The following is a 19662-nucleotide window of genomic DNA, read 5'->3' as shown; positions in this document are numbered from 1 at the left end:
GGCCCGGAAATGAGGAGGAGAGACAGATGGCAAGGGGCATCATCGTATTCGGTTCCCCCGGCTCGGGGACCACCACCCTGGGCCGGGCAGTGGCCGCCCAGCTGGGGTTTGCACACTTTGACTTGGACGACTACCTCTGGCGGTGGGACACCGAGGTGCCCTTTACCCGCACCCGCCCGCGGGAGGAGCGGATCGCCCTGCTGATGGGCGACCTCTCCCAGCACCCCCACTTTGTGATTTCGGGCTCGATGGACAGCTACAACCAGCCCTTTGTGCCCCTGTTTGACCTGGCGGTGCTCAACACCGCCCCGGCCCCGGTGCGGGTGGAGCGGGCCCACCGGCGGGAACTGGCCCTCTTTGGGGTGCGCATCCTGCCCGGGGGCGACATGTTTGAAGAGCACCAGCGCTTTCTCGACAACGTGGCCCGCTACGACAGCGACGGCTCCCCCTGCCTGCGGGTGCACGAGGCGTGGGCGGCCACCCTGCCCTGCCCGGTCCTGCGCACCGACGGCACCGCCTCGGTGGCGGAGAACGCCGCCCAGGTGGTGGGGGAATACCGGCTGGCCCTGGGGCTTTAAGGGGGAACACGGATGGGGCTTAGAGCGAGCGGGAGGAATTTTTCTTTCTCTCTTCCCGCGACCGAACATATTGGGTAGGGGGACTCCCCCTTCCTTGCCTCCTGCAAACGGCGCGCTGAGCAGGGGGAGAGGGAGCGCCCTTTCTCCCTTCCTGCGGCCGGCAGATTGAACAGGTGGAACTGGAGACGCTGCCGGTCTTGGGGCGGGCGGTGGCTGTCTGGAGATGGAAAACCACTGCCGCCTAGCCATAGGCCTTTGAAGGAGAAAGCACACAATCGAAGTCGGGATGCCCGTGCGAGGAGAATTTTCATTCTCCCTTCCCGTGACCGCCACATCGGTTGGGGGAAGCTTAAGACGTTGCCGACGCTGGGGCGGGCGACGGTCGCCTAGAGGGCAGGAAAACTTTACCCGGCCTTGGGGCGGGTGATGGCCACCCAGGTGGCGGAGAAACTGCGCCTGGCACTGGATACTTGAGGAGAACCTGCACGTGGAGGTCGGAGAGGAAGGGCAGGTGGGGTTTCCCCCTCCTCCCTCCCGCGACCGGCGCATTGGGCAGGGGAACGAAAGACGCTGCCGGTCTTGGGCGGGTGACGGCCATCCAGACGGCAGAGAAATTCCTCTTGGCACTGGATACTTGAGGAGAACGCGCACACGGAAGTCGGGGCGGACAGGTAGGCGGCCCCTCCCCTTTTCTCTCCCTCCGCAACTGGCATATCGGGAGGGAAAAGCCCCCCTCTCCCCTCCTGTGACCGGCACGTCGAACGGGGGGAACTGAAAATGTCGCCTGCCCTGGGGCGGGCGATGGCTGCCCGGGAGGGCGGCGAGATCACCGGCTGGCTGCGGGGGGGACCTCCTTTGGGACAACACCCCCTTTTTGAACCTGTTGTCTGTGGTGGCGGGGCCGCGGGGTCGGAACGGCGCTGCTCGCCCACTGGGAGGAACAGATGAAAGGGGCCGGGCGTCCACCTTCCCCCTCTCCAGCGAGGGGGCGCAGCGCCTCCACCGCCGCCGCGGCTACACCGGTGCCGGCGCCCTCTTGCTGCCCAGCGAGGCGATGGAGATTTTCTTTGCCAAAGCGATATAGGGCCGCAACCAAAAAAGAGGCCGGATGCCACTGGTGCATCCGGCCTCTTTGCGATTTGGTGTTAGAAGGGTTTCTTGCCCGGCTTGGGGAAGCGGCCGGGGCGGCGGGGGCGGTCCTTGTCGGCCCGGTAGGGGCGTGGTCCGCGGGGGCGGGGGGCTGCAAACTCGCCCTCCTTCGGGGTGTAGGGGAAGGCCTTGACGATCCGCCCGGCGATCTTGGTGCCGTCGATGGCGCGAATGGCCTCCTCCGCCTTGTCGGCGGGCAGTTCTACCACCGTCTTGCGGTCGTAGATCTCGATCTTGCCGATCTCGCGGCCGGTGATGTCGGTGCGCTCGGCGATGGCGCCGACGATGAAGTTGGGGGCGATGTGCTGCTCCCGGCCGATGCTCAGGCCGATGCGCACCCCCGCACCCCGGGGCAGCCGCTCCCCCCGCACGGGGGTCTTGACCATCTGGGGGATGAGGTGTTTTTCCTTGCCGAAGAGCATCTCCAGGGCCATGGCCGCCACCTGGTCCATCGAGAAGCCCTCGTCGCAGAGCTCCTGGGCCATGTCGGCGTAGCGGTAGACCTCGGCGGCGCGCAGCTTCTGCAACATCTTCTCAAAGGCGCGGGCGCGGCGGGTCTCGGCGATCTCTTCCGGGGTGGGGATGGGGCGGGGCTCGATAGTGGAGCGGGTCTGGCGGGCGATGTCCCGCAGCTGCCAAACCTGTTTGCGGCCCGAGACCAGGGTAAAGGCCCTGCCCTCTTTCCCGGCGCGGCCGGTGCGGCCGATGCGGTGGACGTAGTACTCGCTGTTCTGGGGGATGTCGTAGTTGAGCACCATGTCCAGGTCGTCCACGTCGATGCCGCGGGCGGCCACATCGGTGGCCACCAAAAGGGCGGTCTTGCGGCGCTTGAACCCGTCCATCACCTGGGTGCGCTGACTCTGCTTCATGTCGCCGTGCAGGCCGGCGGCGGAGAAGCCGTGGTCGTTCAGGTAGGCGGTGAGCTCGTCGACCATGCTCTTGGTGTTGCAAAAGACGATGGCCGACTTGGGGGCGTAGGCCCGCAAAACCAGGTTGAGGGCGTCCATCTTGCGGCCCATGGGCACCTCGAACGAGGCCTGCTCGATGGCGTCGATGGTCACCTGCTGGCGGTTGATCTGCACCATCTCGGGCTCTCTTTGGTACTGCTTGGTGATGGCGAGGATGGCCGGGGGCATGGTGGCCGAGAAGAGGACGGTCTGGCGCTCCTCCGGCGCAAAGGAGAGGATGGTCTCGATGTCCTCCCGAAAGCCCATGTTGAGCATCTCGTCGGCCTCGTCGAGGATCACCAGCTTGAGGGTGTCCAGTTTGAGGGTCTTGCGGCGGATGTGGTCCATCACCCGGCCGGGGGTGCCGATGACGAAGTTGGCGCCCTGGCCCAGGCGGGCGATCTGCCGGTCGATGGGCGCGCCGCCGTAGACGGCCACCGTCTTGACCCCGCTGCGGTATTTGGAGAGCTTCTGCACCTCCTCGGCGGCCTGCATGGCCAGCTCGCGGGTGGGGCAGAGCAGCAGCACCTGCACCTGGTGGCGGCTGTCGAGCTTTTCGATCATCTCGATGGCGGGGATGGCGAAGGCCGCGGTCTTGCCGGTGCCGGTCTGGGAGCGGCCGATGACGTCCTTCCCCTCGCGGATGAGGGGGATGGTGCCGCTCTGGATGTCGGTGGCGGTGGTGAAGCCCATCTCCTCCACGGCGCGGAGGAGTTCGGGGGTGAGGCCCAGTTGGTCAAAGGGGATCTCGTTCATGTGGTTCCTTTCTGCTGGCGGGCGGGGCAGTTCCCCTGCTCGCCGGTCTGGGGCGGGGGCCGCAAAGGGGCCCGCCACCCGCTTGGTCTTACACCACATCCCCACCTGGCAGCGCGGCGGCAAAGCCGCCAAATGCCCACAAAAAGAGCGCCGACACGGCCCGTGTCGGCGCTCTGCGAAGGGGGCGCTGCGGCCCCCGCTCACATCCCTTTTTCGGTACGAACGTGGTTGATTGCTGATACAAGCATAGCACAGCTTTGGGCGATTTGTCAAAACTTTTCTTTAAAATTCTGACAGCTTGTACAAATGCCGTCGAACCCTGTCCCATTAGGAAAAGATTTCTTGCTTGTTGTTCATATAAACGCTGAGCACCAGCCCGATGGCCATGTAGAGCATGATGACCGAGGTGCCGCCGGCCGAGAGAAACGGCAGGGTGAGGCCGATGACCGGCATGATCCCCAGGCACATGCCGATGTTGGCGAGGATCTGAAAGAGGAGGATGGCGAAAATCCCCACGCAGAGGAAGTAGCCCAGCCGGTCGGCGCTGCGGCCGGCGGTGGCCAGCACCTTGCCGGTGACCGCCAGCAGCACCGCGATCACCAGCAGGCAGCCGACAAAGCCTAGGGTCTGCCCGATGTAGGAGAAGATGAAGTCGTTGCGGGCGTAGGGCACCTCCCGCGGGACGACGTTTGAGAAGAGCCCGGTGCCAAAGGTCTGCCCGGTGCCGATGGCGATGAGCCCCTGGGACTGCTGGTAGCCGATGTTCTTGGCGTCGGCCGAGAGGTCGGCCAGGATGAGAAATCGCTGTTTCTGGTTCTCGCTCATGACGAAGTTCCAGAGGATGGGGATGCCCACCCCCGCGGCCACAAAGCCGGCCGCCACATACCGCCAGGAGATGCCTGCGGAAAAGAGCATGGCCAAAAAAATCACCACAAAGGAGAGGGCGGTGCCGTCGTCCCCCTGCAGCACCACCAGCCCCACCGGGGCGATCCCGTGCAGGCAGAGCAGGAGGACGTTTTTGTACTGGTTGATGTTCTCCCCCACCGACTCCAGGTGCATCCCGAAGGTGAAGATGAAGGAGAGCTTGAGCAGCTCGGTGGGCTGCAGGGTCATGCCAAAGGGCAGGGGCAGCCAGGCCTTGTCGTCGGCGCCGGGGTTTTGGATGCCGAAGATAAAGGTGGCCAGCACCAGTCCCACACAGAGGACGACGTGCCACTTCCAAAAGGTGGCGCCGATGTGGTAGTCCATCTTGGAGATGATGATGGCCATGACAATGCCGATGCCGGTGGCCAGGGACTGGGTGATGACCACCTTGCTGGTGATGAAGCCGTAAAACATCTGCGAGCAGAGGGTGATCACAGACATGGCGCTGCAGGCAATGCAGAGCAGCCAGAGTATTTTGTCGGTGTCCTTGATGTACTGGTGGACCGAGCGAATCACTTTTTTCAAAGCAGGGCTCCTTTATATTGAAAGACGGTGCGGAGAGGGCGGTCAAATTGCCGGGCACACCCCGGCGGGAGCTACAAAAAGAGGGCGGCCCAAGCCGTGGCCGCTATTTGGTATATTGTATACTACTGCGCCGTTTTATTCAAGGCGGAATTGTGGTATACTTTATGAAGATTTGCCGCCCTGCCGGTGGGAGCCGGGCGGGTGAGAAGGGGGAAACGCACTGTGAAAAGCGACATCGAGATCGCCCTGGAATGCGAGATGAAGCCCATTGTCCGGCTGGCCGGGGAACTGGGCATCAAGGAGGAGGAGCTGGAGCCCTACGGCCACTACAAGGCCAAGTTGGGCCAACCCCTGATCGACCGGCTGCGCGACCGGCCCGACGGCAAGCTGGTGCTGGTGACCGCCATCAACCCCACCCCCGCGGGGGAGGGAAAGACCACCACCACCGTGGGGCTGGGCGAGGCCATGCAGAAGCTGGGCAAAAACTGCGTCATCGCCCTGCGGGAACCCTCTCTGGGCCCGGTGTTCGGGGTGAAGGGCGGGGCCGCCGGGGGCGGCTATGCCCAGGTGGTGCCGATGGAGGACATCAACCTCCACTTCACCGGCGACATGCACGCCATCACCGCGGCCAACAACCTGATCTGCGCGGCGGTGGACAACCACATTCAGCAGGGCAACCCCCTGGGGATCGACCCCCGGCGCATCACCTTCAAGCGGGCCATGGACATGAACGACCGCGCCCTGCGAAACATCGTGGTGGGGCTGGGCGGCCCCCTGTCGGGGGTGCCCCGGCAGGACGGGTTCCTCATCTCGGTGGCCAGCGAGATCATGGCCATCCTCTGCCTGGCCGACGACCTGAAGGATCTGAAAGAGCGCATCGGCCGGATCCTGGTAGGCTACACCTATGAAAAAGAGCCGGTGTACGTGCGGGACCTGGAAATCAGCGGCGCGGTGACCTGCCTGCTCAAAGACGCCATCAACCCCAACCTGGTGCAGACGCTGGAGGGCAGCCCCGCCATCCTCCACGGGGGTCCCTTTGCCAACATCGCCCATGGCTGCAACTCGGTGCGGGCCACCCGCCTGGCCCTCAAACTGGGGGACTACTGCATCACCGAGGCGGGCTTTGGCTCTGACCTGGGGGCCGAGAAGTTCTTGGACATCAAGTGCCGGGCCGCGGGCCTCGCCCCCAGCGCCATCGTGGTGGTGGCCACGGTGCGGGCCCTCAAGTACAACGGCGGGGTGAAAAAGGGCGATCTGGCCCTGGAAGACCCGGGCGCGGTGCGGGCGGGGCTGCCCAACTTGCAGGCCCACCTGGAAAACATGCGCAAGTACGGGGTGCCGGTGGTGGCGGCCATCAACCACTTTGCCGGCGACTTTGACAGCGAGGTGGTCGAGGTGGCCCGCTGTCTCGACGAGATGGGGGTGCCCTACGCCCTGTCGGACGTCTTCTCTCAGGGCGGCGCGGGCGGGGTGGAGCTGGCACAGCTGGTCTGCCGGGCCTGCGAGGAGCCGGGGCGGTTTGCCCCCCTCTACGACGCGGCCCTCCCCATCGAGGAGAAGATCGGCGCCATCGCCCGGGAGATCTACGGCGCCGCCGGGGTGGAGTACACCTCCGCCGCCCGGCAGCAGATGCGACAGATCGAGCAGCTGGGGCGGGACGACCTGCCCGTCTGCATCGCCAAGACCCAGTACTCCCTCTCGGACGACCCCAAAAAACTGGGTCGGCCCCGGGGCTTCACCCTGCAGGTCAAAGAGGTGCGCCTCTCCTCGGGGGCGGGGTTCCTGGTGGCCCTGGCGGGGGACATCATGACCATGCCCGGGCTGCCGCCGCGGCCCGCCGCCTGCCAGATCGACATCGACGAGGACGGCCGGATCACCGGCCTGTTTTAAGGAGGGAAACGCACAGATGACATCCTACCTTTCCCACAGCGTGGCCGAGACCGAGGCCTTTGCCGCCCGGCTGGCCGCCCACCTCCGCCCGGGGGACGTGGTGGCCTACCGGGGCGGGATGGGGGCGGGCAAGACCGCCTTCACCCGGGGGCTGGCCGCCGGGCTGGGGGTGCGCGGGGAGATCAGCTCCCCCACCTTTGCCATCGTCAACGAGTACCGGGGGCCGGTCAACCTCTACCACTTTGACATGTACCGGGTGCTGGACATCGACGACGTGGAGACCACCGGCTTTTTTGACTACCTGGAGCGGGGGGACAGCATCCTGGCGGTGGAGTGGAGCGAGAACGTAGAGGCCATCCTCCCCCCGGAGACCATCACCGTGACCATCGAGCCGGAGGGCGAGGACTGCCGGCGGATCACGGTGGAAAACCTGCAAATCGACAAGAGGAGGGAGAGCTGATGCGGATCTTAGGGCTGGACTGTTCGGCCAAATCCGCCTCCTGCGCGGTGGTGGAGGAGGGGGTCATCCTGGCCGAGAGCTTTGTCAACACCAAACTGACCCACAGCGAGACCCTGCTGCCCATGATCGACGGGATGCTCCAGGCGGCCAAGATTGACCTGGGGTCGGTCGATCTGTTGGCGGTGACCCACGGGCCGGGCAGCTTCACCGGGCTGCGCATCGGCGCGGCGGCCATCAAGGGCCTCTGCGCCGGGGCCGGGCTTTCCTGCGTGGGGGTCTCCACCCTGGAGGCGACCGCCTACAACCTGGCCCACGAGCGGGGCTATGTGGTCCCCTGCATGGACGCCCGGCGAAACCAGGTCTACACCGCCACCTTTTTCGCCGACGGCAGCGGCGCGCTGAAGCGGGTGAGCGAGGACGAGGCGGTGGCCGCCGAGGAGGCGCTGCGGTTTTGCAGCGATGAAAAAATGCCCATTTTCCTACTTGGAGACGGCGGCCGGATGTGCTATACTATTCACAATGGAAACGTGCGGGTGCGCCTGGCGCCCCCCCACCTGCTCTCCACCAGGGGAAGCGCCGTGGCCACCTGTGCCGCCGCGCCGGAAAATCGGCGGCGGGCGGGGGACGGGGCGGCGCTGGCCCTGCACTACATACGCCTCTCCCAGGCCCAGCGCGAGCGGCAGGAGCGGCAAAAATCAAACGGAGGAATGTGAATATGTTAGCCATCGGTTGCGATCACGGCGGATACGCCCTGAAAGAAGAAGTCAAAAAGCATTTGGACGAGCGCGGCATCGAGTACATCGACTGCGGCTGCAACGGGGAGAGCGTGGACTACCCGGTGATCGCCAGCGAGACCTGCGCCCACATCACCTCCGGCGAGTGCGAGAGGGGCCTGCTGTTCTGCGGCACCGGCATCGGCATTTCCATTGCCGCCAACAAGACCCCTGGCATCCGGGCGGCCTGCTGCTCCGACTACTACAGCGCCAAGTACACCCGCATGCACAACGACGCCAACGTGCTGTGCATGGGGGGACGGGTCATTTCCTCTGGCCTGGCCTGCGAACTGGTGGACGTGTTTCTCGACACCGCCTATGAGGGCGGCCGCCACCAGCGCCGGGTCGACATGCTCACCGAGCTGGACAAGAAAAAACAATAGGCCCTGAGAGGGTGGGAAGGCGGAGGCTGCTGACAGCCCCCCTTTCCCACCCTCCCTTTGCACCGACGCACATCCGGCGGCCGGGCAGCCCCCGCAAGCCGCCTCTGGGATAAATACAAGGAGGATCTTCAAATGGCAAAAGAACCGTTCATCATGGACCACCCCCTGATCCAGCACAAGATTTCCCTGCTGCGGGACAAGAACACCAGCACCAAGGAGTTTCGCGAGCTCATCAGCGAGATCGCCATGCTCATGTGTTACGAGGCCACCCGCGACCTGCCCCTGAAGGCCGTGGAGATCGAGACCCCCATTGCCACCGCCAAGGCCCACATCATCGCCGGGCGGAAAATCGCCTTTGTCCCCATTCTCCGGGCCGGCCTGGGGATGGTTGACGGCATCCTCAACATGGTCCCCTCGGCCAAGATCGGCCACGTGGGCCTCTACCGCGACCCCGAGACCCTCAAGCCGGTGGAGTACTACTGCAAGATGCCCACCGACATCAGCGAGCGGGACGTGATTGTCCTCGACCCGATGCTGGCCACCGGCGGCTCGGCCATCGACGCCATCAACCTGGTGAAGAAGTACGGCCCCCGCTCGGTCAAGTTTATGTGCGTCATCGCCGCGCCGGAAGGGCTTGCCGCCCTGCAGGAGGCCCACCCCGACGTGGAGATCTACGTGGGCGCCCTGGACGAGCGCCTCAACGAAAACAGCTACATCGTCCCCGGCCTCGGCGACGCCGGCGACCGGATCTTTGGCACCAAGTAAGGCTTTTCAGTAAGGCAGACGCCCCCTCTGACCTCGTCGGAGGGGGCGTCCTTTTTTGCCCCGAAAACCCGCCCCAAAAGGCGGCGGTGGGCCCTCTCCCCTTCTCCTGCCGGCGGGTCCCATTCCACCGTCCGACATCCCCTCCTCCGCTGCCTGGCGTGTCCCCCCCTTCCCTCACCCCCCTTCCTCCGCCCAGCGAGTTCCCTTGCCGTTCGGCATGTCCTCTTTTGCCTCCCGGCGCTCTCCCTTCTGCCAGCCGATGTGCCCTCTGCTGCCACTCATCGTGTCTCTGTCGCCTCCCAGCGCGCTCTCTATCTCCGCTCATCGTGTCCTCTGCCGCTGCCTGGCGTGTCCCCTCCATCTCTCGGTCTCCCCCTCCTCCGCCTAGTGAGTTCCCTTGCCATTCGGCATGTCCTCTTTGGCCTCCCGGCGCTCTCCCTTCTGCCAGCCGATGTGCCCTCTGCCGCCACTCATCGTGTCTCTTCCGCCACCCAGCGCGCTCTCTATCTCCGCTCATCATGTCCTCTGCCGCTGCCTGGCGTGTCCCCTCCTTCCCTCGCCCCCCTTCCTCCGCCCAGTGAGTTCCCTTGCCGCTCGGCATTTTCTCTTCCTCCTCTCGACATGTCCCCTTCTGCCAACCGATGTGCCCTCTGCTGCCACTCATCGCGTCTCTGTCGCCCCCCAACGTGCTCTCTATCTCCGCTCATCGTGTCCTCTGCCGCTGCCCGGCGTGCCTCCCTCTGTCCCCTGTCGAAAAGGTTTGACAAAAAGTTGTCACAAGGCATATAATAAAGTCACAAATATATACAAGGAAAAATGTGCGTGACCGCACAGAAAGAGGCAGGTTTCTCTGCCGCGAGGTAACTGCTGTGAACAAGCGATTGGGTTGCTGGGCCCTCTCCCTGCTGCTGGCTGTCGCCATGCTGGCCGCCGTCCCCTTTGCCCAGGGGACGAGTGTCCTACACATCGGGGCAGGGGGCGATTTCCCCACCGTGGGCGAGGCCTTCGCCTCCCTCGGCGAAAACACGGGGGATTTGACCCTGCTGCTGAGTGAGGACTTGGGGGAAGAGGGGGACCTGGTGGTCCCCGCCGACCGGGGGATCACCTCCCTCACCCTGGACAGCGGCGACGGGCAAAACCACACCCTGGGGGCATATCGCTTTTTTGCCAACGGCGTTCCCCTGACGGTCAACCGCGCCAAGGTCCGCTACCTCTATGGCGGCGGGCTCGACCGCACCGTCCCCTCCACCGAGGTCACGGTGCGCGGCGGCAGCATCGGCTGGCTGCTGGGCGGGGGAACGGCAGACCAGCCCGGGGGCGAGGCCCGGGTCACCGGCCAGGCCGCCGTCACCTTTGACCATGCCGACACCGTCTTTCACAGCGACGACTACCTCTGGGGCGGCGGCTATGCCAATGTGCAGGGGGCGGACGTGTCGGTGGGTTCGGTCAAAATCGAGATCCTCGGCACCGACCTGCCGGAGCGGGAGATCATGGGCGGCGGGATGGCGTCGGACAGCGACTGCAACGCCGACGCCGGCCAGGTCTCCATCGCCATTCGAGGCTCCACCCTCCACGGGGACGTCTACGGCGGCGGCCACTGCGACACGGCCACCGCCTCGGCCTGCTCCCAAAACACCTCGGTCACCATCTCCGACAGCGACTTCCCCCTCTACAACGGGGACTACGGCGGCAACATCCTCGGCGGCGGCTTTCTCTTCAACGGGGGCGGCTCGGTGGACATCTCCGGCACCGCCAAGTTGGACATCCGAAACAGCACCATCACCGCCGCCATCGGCGGGCCCCTGGGCCTCTCCAGCAAGAGCGTCTCAGCGGGCAACACCTCGGTCACCCTGCAACACTGCACCGTTCGCCAGCTGGTGAGCGGCGGCTGTTACAGCGGCGACGGGGTGGCGGCAGTGCAGTGCGAGAATGCCGACGTGCGCATCGTCGACGGCATCACCTTCCCCGACGGGGGCGCCATCTACGCCCAGGGCTATGTGGAGGAGACGGGCACCGCCATCGCCACCGGGCGCGCCTCCCTTTCCATCGAGGGGGCCGCCGTCTCCGTCGACGCCATCTCCGGCGTCACCGACTTGACCCTGTCCGCCCCCCTCACCGTCGGCCAGAGCTGGGAGCCCGCCCCCTCCGGGGCGGCGGCGGTCACCCTCAAGGGCGGCTGGACCGACGGGGACGCGGCCATCACCTACCAGGGCGACGCGCCGCAGCAGGGGTGGTTTGCCTTTGCCGAAGAGGGGCCGGCCGACTACCGGCCGGGCGAGGAGGCCGTCTGGGCCGTTCACGCCCCCGACCTACACCTCACCGCCCAGGTTGTGGGGGAAGGGACCCTCTTCCCTGCCGGGGTGCAGACGGTGGGCTGGAACCAGTCCATCACCTACACCGCCCAGCCCGCCGACGGGTGGGCGCTGCAATCGGTCACCGCCGACGGCGAGCCGGTGCCCTTCGAGGGGAACCACTTCTCCCTCTCCCAGTTGCGCGCCGACACCCAGCTGGTGATCACCTTTGCCAAACAGCCCCTGGACTTAAAGGACACCGGCACCGAAGTGCAGCTTCACTGCCCGCCCGCGGCCATCCCCGAAGGGGTCTCCCCCTCGGCGGTGACCCTGCAGGCCGAACGGCTGCAAGAAGAGGCGGAGGACTGGCCGCTGGTGCAGAGCGCCCTCGACGAGGTGGCCGACCGATACACCGCCTTTGACATCTCCCTCCTCTGCGACGGCAGCAAGATCCAGCCGTCGGGCAAGGTGGCAGTGCGCATCCCCATCCCCGACGGGTACGACGCCGACCGCCTGGCGGTCTACCGGGTCGAACCCACCGGCGCGCGGGTCCCCTACCCCGTTGAGGTCAAAGACGGGTTTGCCTGTTTTGAGACCGACCACTTCAGCTACTACGTGTTGGCCCAAAAGGCGGAGGAGACCCCTCCCGCCGAGGGCGCCCTCCTCTTTGAACAGCCCACCAACGGGCGGCTCACCGCCGCCGCTGACGGCCAGCCGGTGGAGAGCGGCACCGCGCTCCCCGAGGGGACGGTGGTGCTTTTCACCGCTCTGCCCGCCGCCGGCTACCAGTTGGAGAGCTGGAAGCTTGACGGACAGACCCTGGCGGGGGAAGACGGTCTGCAACTGCGGGTGACGGTGGGCAGGGAAGGGGCCCGGGTGGCGGTGACCTTTCAGGCGCGCGAACAGCAGCCGACGCCTGCCCCCACTCCTCCCACCCCCTCTGCCGGCGGCGGGAGCCCCTATACCGGGGACAGCACTCCCCTGCCCCTCCTCACCGCCCTTCTGCTGGCGGGCGGCGCGGCGGCGATCCTGCGCCGTCGCCGGTAAAGCCGGTGTTTTGCCAGTGAAGATCGGCGCCCTGCCGCCATCGGCATCTGCCTGATCGGCGGCGGGTGACACACAAAAAAGCCCCTCTCCCCACAGCGGGTCGGAGAGGGGCTTTTTTCTTTGCCCTGTCATTTTTGGAGGATGTAGAAGATGTACTGCTCCACCTCCGCCAACTGGCGGCGAGAACAACTCCGGATGAGGGAGGCCACCTCCTCCGCCCGGCCGGAGTAAGAAAAGGCCAGAGAATCGCCCAACAGCAGGTCCGGCGGCACCTGCAGGCAGTTGCTGATTTTGACAAAGGTCTGAAGTGTGGGGATGGAGTGGGCGCACTCGATATTGCTGATGTGTTTCTGGGTCAACTCCACCAGGTTGGCCAGCTCCTCCTGGGTCAGCCCCCGCCGCTTTCTGAAATAGCGGATGCGCCTGCCGAGGCCGGCGTAATCTACCTTCTCCACCTTATCACTCCTTCTTTAACAGGGTATCGAAATGGCGGCGAGTTGTTAACCCAATTGGAAAAGAGATACTCTTTACAATTACTAAAACTTGTGATTTAATAGTGGTATATACTTTTTAGAGTGGATAAAATCGCATTTTATTACAGGGCAATTGTTCCTGTACTGGAAAAAACATCTTGAAGGAGGCGTTGGCAAATGGCGTCGATGGGGCTTTTGGACACCGCTGCGGAGTTTTGCGGCACCTACCTGTCTGAACTGCGGCGAGGTGCCACCAGGCAACAGGTCATTCCCTACCTGCTGCAGATCCCGGACGACCGCTATCCCCTCGACGAGTGGAACGACGCCCTCGCCTACCTGCTGGGAACGGCCGAGTCCTGCTCCAGCGTGGCGGCCGCCAAAGACCTGTTGGCGGCCTCCCTCCGCCAGCCCCCCTGCTGAATCTGCTTCAAAGCGTCCCTGCCGCCCGCAGGGGCGTCTTTTTGTACCGGCAAAAACACGCTCCTCGGAAAGGGGAGCTTCCCTTCGCCGCGTAGTCCCCACAGCGCGCGGAGGAGGGCTCGCCCGCCCCGATCGCCGGTCTATGGCCAACATTCCCTTTTTGAGGAGGTAGAAAGCCGTGCTCATCACCCCGCAGACGATTTTCCTAAAAGACTGCCGGGAGTGCCTGTTGCGCTCCCCCCAGGCGGAGGACGCCGCGGCCGTGCTGGCCCACCTCCGCCAGACGTCGGCGGAGACCGGGTTCATGGCCCGCTACCCCGACGAGATCACCCAGACCATCGCGGAGGAGGCCGCCCTCCTGCGCCGGCAGGGGGAGGACCCCCTCGCCCTGATGGCAGTCGCTTTTGTGGAGGGCGAACTGGCCGCCAACGCCGGCCTCGCCCCCGTCGCCCGGCTGGACAAGTACCGCCACCGGGCGGAATTCGGCATTTCGGTCAAGGAGGCGTTTTGGGGGCAGGGCATCGGCTCTGCCCTGCTGCCGCTCGTCATCGCGGCCGCCCGCGCCGCCGGCTACCTGCAGATCGAGCTGGAGGTGGTGGCCGAAAACCGGCGGGCTAGCGCCCTGTACGAGCGCTTTGGCTTTGAGGACTACGGCCTGAGGGAGCGGTCCTTTCGCTTTCGCGACGGCAGCTTCTGCGCCGAAAAACTGATGATTTTGCAGCTGTGAGCGGCAGATCACACGAAAAAAGAGAGGTGGCCGACGCCGCCTCTCTTTTTTTGCCGCCGCTTCAGGGCAGGACGATCTCGGCGGCGCCCGGAAGGCCCGCCTCGATGAACCGCTGCCGGGCCCGTTCGAGGATCAAGCGATAACTGTCTGTCAGCTTCTGGACGAACACCGCCTCGTCCCCCGCCTGCAGGGCGTCCGCCGCCTCGACACAGGTGTGAAAGGCAGCCCGTATATTGCGCTGCGCCCGCCGCCCCTGCAGGTAGAACAGAAAGGCGCCCCGCTGGAGCAGCCGGTTGGTCTGCTCCACGATCTGCCGCAGGGAGGCCAGGGGAACGGCTTCGATGACCGCGACGATCAGGGGGGCCAGGGGGCTCTTCCCTCCCCCTTTGGCCGCCTCTGTCACCCGCTGGGCCACCTCCCTCTCCACGTGGGGAAAGGCCAGATGGGCCACCCGGGGCAGCACCAGCACCATGAACTGCATCCCCTGCAGGTAGAGGAGGGCGTCCCGCCGGTTGCCCGCCTGGCAGATGCTCTCCTCGCTCAACTGCATCCGCCCCAGGGTGACTTGGGTGCCCCGGCCGTTGTACACCTCCACCAGCCCCAGCTGGCGCAGCATCTCCAGCGCCTGGCGGAGGGTGGAGAGAGAGACTCCATAGCGCTGCGCCAAGACGGCGGCCGGGGGCAGAAAGCCGCCATCCGGGTAGATCCCGGCGCGGATGCCGTCCAGCAGGTCCCGCCCGATCTCGGTGTAGGTGTAGACCCGTCCCTTCTCCGCATCCCAGCGAAAGGCGCTGGCCGGGTCCTCCCCCACCTGGGGGTAGTCGGCCGCCAGGTCCTGCAAGTACTGCCCCACCTGCAACCCGACGTTTTGGTACATCTGGGCAAAGCACTGCTCCACCCGCTCCGGCGGCCCCTCCGCCAGGGCGGCAAGGGCTGTGGAAAACCCGGCCGGGTCGTGGCGAATGGCCTCTAAATAGGGGTTTTGGTACCCCTCAAAGACCGGCACCTGGGTGTACAGCTCCATGCTGGAATAGAGCTCCCCCAAAAGGGGGCTGCCGCAGTGGGCGAGCAGCCGGTGCAGCGCCGCAGAGGAGGCCCGCCAGTTCTCCTTGGGGGAGTCGGCACCCGCCTTTTGATAGCCCCGCTGCAGCTGCCGCAACACCCGCTCGCCGCAGCAGCGCGCCCCAAAGGAAAAGATGGGCGGGGCCAGGACGGCCAGCGTCTGGTACATCTCCATCACCGAGGAGCGCCGCGCCAGCAGGGCGCAGATGGCCCGCTGGTTTTCCCGGCTGACATCCTCTCTGTAAATCACCACCGCGCAGCGGCGCTCCTCGGTCTTGATATAGCCCTCTTCGCGCAGGGCGGCCAACACGTCCCGCACCGTGCGGATGCCCACGCGGTAGCGCTCGCAGAGCTTTTTGGCCGACGGCAGCGATTCCCCACAGCGGATGCGGCCGGTCTCGATCTCCCCCACAAGCGCCCCGTGCAGGTAGGCGAACAGCGTCGTTTTCCCGTTCACAACCCCTTCCTCCCCTCCCGGTATTTCCCTTTTAGTATAGCACAAAAAAAGTCCCAGCTATATGGATACGTATACAAATATGTTCTTGTTTTATACCCCCCTCTTTGCTAGAATGGTAGAAACGGTTCTATCATTCTGTGTACGTACACATAAAGGCTTTTGCTTTTATCGCCTAACGAAGCCATCTTCCGTTCTGCAGCCGAGAGGAGGAGCGCTGTGCAGGGACAGAAAAAACAACGCGCGCAGGGGGTGCGCCGGTGGGCGCTGATCGCGGCGGCCGCCCTCTTGGCAGGGGTGGGGACAATTGCCGTCTGGAACGCGGTGGCACTGCGGCAGGCCGTCGACCGCCGCACCCAGCAGTACCTGGCGGATGTCTCCAACCAGTCCGCTCAACTCATCCGCTCGCGCATTGACGTCATCATGGGCCAGCTCGTCCTCACCGCCGAGGACTTGGCGGCGGGCGTCCTCTCCCCCGAGGGGCTGCCCGCCCGCGCCTCGCTTGCAAAATTTGACCAATTGGCGATGGTCGGCCCCGCGGGCGACTCCCCTTTCGCCGAAGCTCACGCCGTCGACCTGGGCGAACTGCCCGCCTTTCAGTCGGCGCTAAACGGCGCGCGCACCTTCTGTCCCCTCCCGGAAAAGGACGGCTTTCTTTACCTGGTCCCCCTCACCCGCGGCGGGCAGGTCACAGGGGTGTTGGCCGGCGTCAAATCGGACGCAAAGATGCGTCTCCTCGTCGACAACGACTGCTTTGACGGGCAGGGGAGCACCTGCGTCCTCGACAGCGATGGGACCGTCCTCGTCTCCCCCGTCCAGCGGCCCTTTTCCGCCTCCATCGGCGCCACCCACTACTCCGAGACAGAGGGGTGGGCGCAGGAGATGCAGGAGGACCTGCAGCAGGGCCGGGCGGGCAACGCCCTCCTCTCCACCGCCGACGGGGAGGAGATTTGGCTGGACTACCGGCCCATCGGCGATTACGAGCTGTATGTGGCCACCCTCATCCCCCGCAACCTCATCGCCGCGGAGGTGGATCTCCACGCCCGGCAGGCCATCGGCTTTGCCGTGGGCGCAGCCGCCCTGCTGGCGCTGTTGAGCGCGGTCGGGATCATCTACCAGGGCCGGGCGCGCGCCCAGATGAGGCGGATCGCCTTTTCCGACCCGGTCACCGGGGGGTACAACAACGCCCGCTTCCTCTGGGAGGGGGAGCGGCTCGTCCGCCAGCGCCCGGCGGAGGGCTGGGCGGTGATCGCCCTGAACTTAAAGGACTTTCGCCTGGTCAACGAGGTCAAGGGCGAGGAGAGCGGCGACGACCTCCTCCGCCAGGTGCACCGCGCCCTTTTGCAGCAGCTGGGCGAGGGCGAGTTGGCGGCCCGCGGCGAGGGGGACACCTTCTACCTGTTGACGCGCGGCCCCCAGGAGCAGCTGGCTGCCAGGATGGAGGGCTTCTCCGCCCGGCTGGGGGCCATCGACACCGCCGTGGGCCGCCTGCGGGTGAGCCAGGGCGGCTGTTTTGTCGACCCCTCCGCCCCCGATTTGGGGGCTGCCGAGCGCCGGGCAAATCTGGCCCGCAGGACCGTGGCCGAGGAGTACCCCAGCAGCGCCGCCCTCTTCGACGGCGCCTTTGCCGCCCGCCAGGAGGAGGAGATCGAGCGCCTGAAGGAGCTGGAACAGGCCTTTGCCAGGGAAGAGTTCTGCATCTACCTGCAGCCCAAATACCGGCAGAGGGACGGCCGCGCCGAGGTGGCAGGGGCCGAGGCCCTGGTGCGCTGGGTCCACCCGGGGCGGGGGTTGATCCCCCCGGGCGAATTCATCCCCCTCTGCGAGCGCACCGGGCTGATCCGCCAGCTGGACCTGCTGGTCTTTGAAAAGGTCTGCCTGCTGCTCAAAAAGTGGGCGGAACAGGGGCTGGCAGAGGTGCCGATATCGGTCAACGTCTCCCGCCAGCACCTGAAGACCGCCCACTTTCTGGACAGCTACCGCGACATCCTGCAGCGCACCGGCGCCGACGCCCGCCGGCTCGAACTGGAGCTGACGGAAAATGTCCTCTTCACCACCCGGGAAATCGGGAAGTCGCAGGAGCTGATCGGGCACATCCACCAGCTGGGGATGCGCTGTTCGCTGGACGACTTCGGGGCGGGCTACTCCTCCCTGGGTCTGCTCAAGGACCTGCCGGTGGACGCCCTCAAGCTGGACCGGCAGTTTTTCGCCGGCAGTCTGGACTCCCCCCGCTCCCAGGCAGTGGTTCGCGCCATCCTCTCCCTGGCCAGGGCGCTGGACATCGAGTCGGTGGCCGAGGGGATCGAGGAAGAGGGGCAGGCGGCCTTTCTCTGGAAGGCGGGCTGCGACCTGATCCAGGGCTACCTCTACGCCCCGCCCCTGCCGACGGCGGCCTTCGAGTCGCTTCTCCCCCCTGCTGACAACTAAAAAAAGAGCCCGCCGGAACGACTTGCTCCGGCGGGCTCTTTTCATTGGCTAAACGGCTTTTATTTAGAAGGTGTTGACCTTTTCGAGCAGGTCGCGCTTCATCTGCCACAGTCTGGGGGAGAGATCGACGTAGTAGCGGTGGGGGTTTTCAAAGCGCTTGACCTCTTCCCAGAGGTGGTCCACCTGCTCCAGACAGTAGTTTTGCAGCTGCTGCAGGGAGAGGGGGGTGTAGATGGATTTGCCACCGGCAAAGACCTGTTCCAACACCGGCACCGCGTAGACGTTCTCAAGGGTCTGCTTTTTCCAGGTGGCGTTGGGGTCGAAGATGGTGATGGGCTTCGAGGTGTCCACCTCCTCGCCGTACTCGGTCACATAGTCGGCGATGGCCTGGTGGGTGTCCTTGTCAAAAAAGCGCCAGACCTGCTTGAAGCCGGGGTTGGTGATCTTCTCCACCGTCTCGGAGATCTTGATTTTTGGGATGTAGTGCTCCCCCTCCTGGATGGCCACCAGCTTGTAGACCCCGCCGAACACCGGGTCGGACTTGCTGGTGATGAGGTTCTCCCCCACCCCGAAGGAGTCCACCTTGGCCCCCTGGGTGATCAGGTCGCGGATGATGTACTCGTCCAGCGAGTTGCTGGCCACGATCTTGCAGTCGGTGAGACCGGCCTCGTCGAGCATTTTGCGGGCCTTTTTCGAGAGGTAGGCGATATCGCCCGAGTCGATGCGGATGCCCGCCGGCCGGTAGCCCCGGGGGATGACCACCTCGTTAAAGACCTTGATGGCGTTGGGGATGCCCGACTTGATGACGTTGTAGGTGTCCACCAGCAGGGTGCAGCTGTCGGGGTAGATCTCGGCGTAGGTCTTGAACGCCTCGTACTCCGAGTCGAACATCTGCACCCAGCTGTGGGCCATGGTGCCGGTGGCGGGGATGTGATAGTCCCGGTCGGCAATGGTGCAGGCGGTGGCGGCGCAGCCGCCGATATAGGCCGCCCGCGCCCCCAAAATGGCGCCGTCGTAGCTCTGGGCGCGGCGGGAGCCAAACTCCATCACCGGCCGCCCGTCGGCGGCCCGCACCACCCGGTTGGCCTTGGTGGCCAGCAGCGACTGGTGGTTGACAGTCAGCAGGACCATGGTCTCCACCAGCTGGGCCTGGATCACCGGACCCCGCACAATGACCACCGGCTCGCCGGGGAAGACCGGCTCCCCCTCCTTGGCGGCCCAGACGTCGCAGGTGAAGCGAAAGTGCAGCAGGTAGTCGAGGAACGCCTCGCTGAAGATGTGCTTGCCCCGCAGGTAGTCCACATCCTCCTGGGTGAAGCGGAGGTTGTTCATGTACTCCACCAGCTGCTCCAGCCCGGCGAAGATGGCGTAGCCGCCCCCGTCGGGGATCTTGCGGAAGAACATGTCAAAGACGCCGATCTTGTCGTCCATCCCGCTCTCCAGGTAGCCGTTGGACATGGTCAGCTCGTAAAAGTCGGTGAGCATGGTCAAATTGCGCTCGTTTTGCAGATCCAGACCCATTTTGCGGTCCTCTCCTTTTTGGGCCGCCCGGCTCATCCGTCCCCGGCGGCGATTCTCAAATTTTTCCACATCTCTCCCCCCGATCGGGGG

15 protein-coding genes are annotated in these 19662 nt (G+C 65.3%); 10 read left to right on the top strand and 5 right to left on the bottom strand.

The genetic code is table 11. The features are described from left to right. The first annotated feature begins 26 nt into the window (after positions 1-26). Positions 27-578, top strand: coding sequence for a P-loop NTPase family protein (locus KQI11_RS07130; protein WP_216401622.1), 552 nt, complete (start codon positions 27-29; stop codon positions 576-578). A 1145-nt stretch (positions 579-1723) separates the two neighbouring features. Here KQI11_RS07130 and KQI11_RS07125 read toward each other — a convergent pair. Together KQI11_RS07125 and KQI11_RS07120 are read right to left on the bottom strand one after the other, a co-directional pair. Further along, positions 1724-3430, bottom strand: coding sequence for a DEAD/DEAH box helicase (locus KQI11_RS07125; protein ID WP_185916139.1), 1707 nt, complete (start codon positions 3428-3430; stop codon positions 1724-1726). Positions 3431-3757: 327 nt separating this feature from the next. Continuing rightward, a complete protein-coding gene (locus KQI11_RS07120; protein ID WP_021659356.1) occupies positions 3758-4870 on the bottom strand; it encodes an FtsW/RodA/SpoVE family cell cycle protein in 1113 nt (370 codons plus the stop codon). A 231-nt stretch (positions 4871-5101) separates the two neighbouring features. Between KQI11_RS07120 and KQI11_RS07115 the strand changes: the two genes are divergently transcribed. The 6 genes from KQI11_RS07115 to KQI11_RS07090 all read left to right on the top strand — a co-directional run bounded on the left by KQI11_RS07115 (position 5102) and on the right by KQI11_RS07090 (position 12488). Beyond that, complete coding sequence (locus tag KQI11_RS07115) at positions 5102-6769, top strand: formate--tetrahydrofolate ligase (RefSeq protein WP_216401621.1); 1668 nt, start codon at positions 5102-5104, stop codon at positions 6767-6769. 16 nt (positions 6770-6785) lie between these two features. After that, complete coding sequence (gene tsaE / locus KQI11_RS07110; protein ID WP_021659359.1) at positions 6786-7229, top strand: tRNA (adenosine(37)-N6)-threonylcarbamoyltransferase complex ATPase subunit type 1 TsaE; 444 nt, start codon at positions 6786-6788, stop codon at positions 7227-7229. Then, positions 7229-7942, top strand: coding sequence for a tRNA (adenosine(37)-N6)-threonylcarbamoyltransferase complex dimerization subunit type 1 TsaB (gene tsaB / locus KQI11_RS07105; protein WP_216401620.1), 714 nt, complete (start codon positions 7229-7231; stop codon positions 7940-7942). Before tsaE ends, tsaB begins: the two co-directional genes overlap by 1 nt. A gap of 2 nt (positions 7943-7944) precedes the next feature. After that, complete coding sequence (gene rpiB / locus KQI11_RS07100) at positions 7945-8385, top strand: ribose 5-phosphate isomerase B (protein WP_021659361.1); 441 nt, start codon at positions 7945-7947, stop codon at positions 8383-8385. Positions 8386-8517: 132 nt separating this feature from the next. After that, a complete protein-coding gene (upp, locus tag KQI11_RS07095) occupies positions 8518-9150 on the top strand; it encodes a uracil phosphoribosyltransferase (protein WP_021659362.1) in 633 nt (210 codons plus the stop codon). An 869-nt stretch (positions 9151-10019) separates the two neighbouring features. Beyond that, the gene (locus KQI11_RS07090; RefSeq protein ID WP_216401619.1) at positions 10020-12488 is read left to right on the top strand and encodes an InlB B-repeat-containing protein; all 2469 of its coding nucleotides are present in this window, start codon (positions 10020-10022) and stop codon (positions 12486-12488) included. A gap of 128 nt (positions 12489-12616) precedes the next feature. Here the strand turns inward: KQI11_RS07090 and KQI11_RS07085 are convergent, their stop codons facing one another. After that, complete coding sequence (locus KQI11_RS07085) at positions 12617-12943, bottom strand: helix-turn-helix domain-containing protein (protein WP_216401618.1); 327 nt, start codon at positions 12941-12943, stop codon at positions 12617-12619. Between the two features lie 195 nt (positions 12944-13138). Between KQI11_RS07085 and KQI11_RS07080 the strand changes: the two genes are divergently transcribed. Both KQI11_RS07080 and KQI11_RS07075 read left to right on the top strand, forming a co-directional pair. Next, the gene (locus KQI11_RS07080; RefSeq protein WP_185916134.1) at positions 13139-13381 is read left to right on the top strand and encodes a hypothetical protein; all 243 of its coding nucleotides are present in this window, start codon (positions 13139-13141) and stop codon (positions 13379-13381) included. Positions 13382-13559: 178 nt separating this feature from the next. Beyond that, on the top strand, positions 13560-14108 hold the full coding sequence (locus KQI11_RS07075) for a GNAT family N-acetyltransferase (RefSeq protein ID WP_216401617.1): 549 nt from the start codon (positions 13560-13562) through the stop codon (positions 14106-14108). 61 nt (positions 14109-14169) lie between these two features. Here KQI11_RS07075 and KQI11_RS07070 read toward each other — a convergent pair whose 3' ends face one another. Next, complete coding sequence (locus tag KQI11_RS07070; protein ID WP_216401616.1) at positions 14170-15627, bottom strand: GntR family transcriptional regulator; 1458 nt, start codon at positions 15625-15627, stop codon at positions 14170-14172. Between the two features lie 216 nt (positions 15628-15843). Between KQI11_RS07070 and KQI11_RS13480 the strand changes: the two genes are divergently transcribed. Beyond that, complete coding sequence (locus KQI11_RS13480; RefSeq protein ID WP_216401615.1) at positions 15844-18051, top strand: putative bifunctional diguanylate cyclase/phosphodiesterase; 2208 nt, start codon at positions 15844-15846, stop codon at positions 18049-18051. A 63-nt stretch (positions 18052-18114) separates the two neighbouring features. Here the strand turns inward: KQI11_RS13480 and KQI11_RS07060 are convergent, their stop codons facing one another. Next, positions 18115-19572, bottom strand: coding sequence for a nicotinate phosphoribosyltransferase (locus tag KQI11_RS07060; RefSeq protein WP_216401723.1), 1458 nt, complete (start codon positions 19570-19572; stop codon positions 18115-18117). Between the last annotated feature and the right edge of the window lie 90 nt (positions 19573-19662).

Origin of the sequence: Acetanaerobacterium sp. MSJ-12 (assembly GCF_018917875.1) — a bacterium.
Lineage (GTDB): Bacteria > Bacillota > Clostridia > Oscillospirales > Ruminococcaceae > Bittarella > Bittarella massiliensis.
This window is presented reverse-complemented; position numbering and strand designations above follow the sequence as displayed.

Excerpts from the sequence above, each read along its gene's own strand:
- upp (WP_021659362.1), top strand. The coding sequence starts at position 8,518 with ATGGCAAAAGAACCGTTCATCATGGACCACCCCCTGATCCAGCACAAG.
- tsaB (WP_216401620.1), top strand. The coding sequence starts at position 7,229 with ATGCGGATCTTAGGGCTGGACTGTTCGGCCAAATCCGCCTCCTGCGCG.
- rpiB (WP_021659361.1), top strand. The coding sequence starts at position 7,945 with ATGTTAGCCATCGGTTGCGATCACGGCGGATACGCCCTGAAAGAAGAA.
- KQI11_RS07130 (WP_216401622.1), top strand. The coding sequence starts at position 27 with ATGGCAAGGGGCATCATCGTATTCGGTTCCCCCGGCTCGGGGACCACC.
- KQI11_RS07125 (WP_185916139.1), bottom strand. The coding sequence starts at position 3,430 with ATGAACGAGATCCCCTTTGACCAACTGGGCCTCACCCCCGAACTCCTC.
- tsaE (WP_021659359.1), top strand. The coding sequence starts at position 6,786 with ATGACATCCTACCTTTCCCACAGCGTGGCCGAGACCGAGGCCTTTGCC.
- KQI11_RS07060 (WP_216401723.1), bottom strand. The coding sequence starts at position 19,572 with ATGGGTCTGGATCTGCAAAACGAGCGCAATTTGACCATGCTCACCGAC.
- KQI11_RS07080 (WP_185916134.1), top strand. The coding sequence starts at position 13,139 with ATGGCGTCGATGGGGCTTTTGGACACCGCTGCGGAGTTTTGCGGCACC.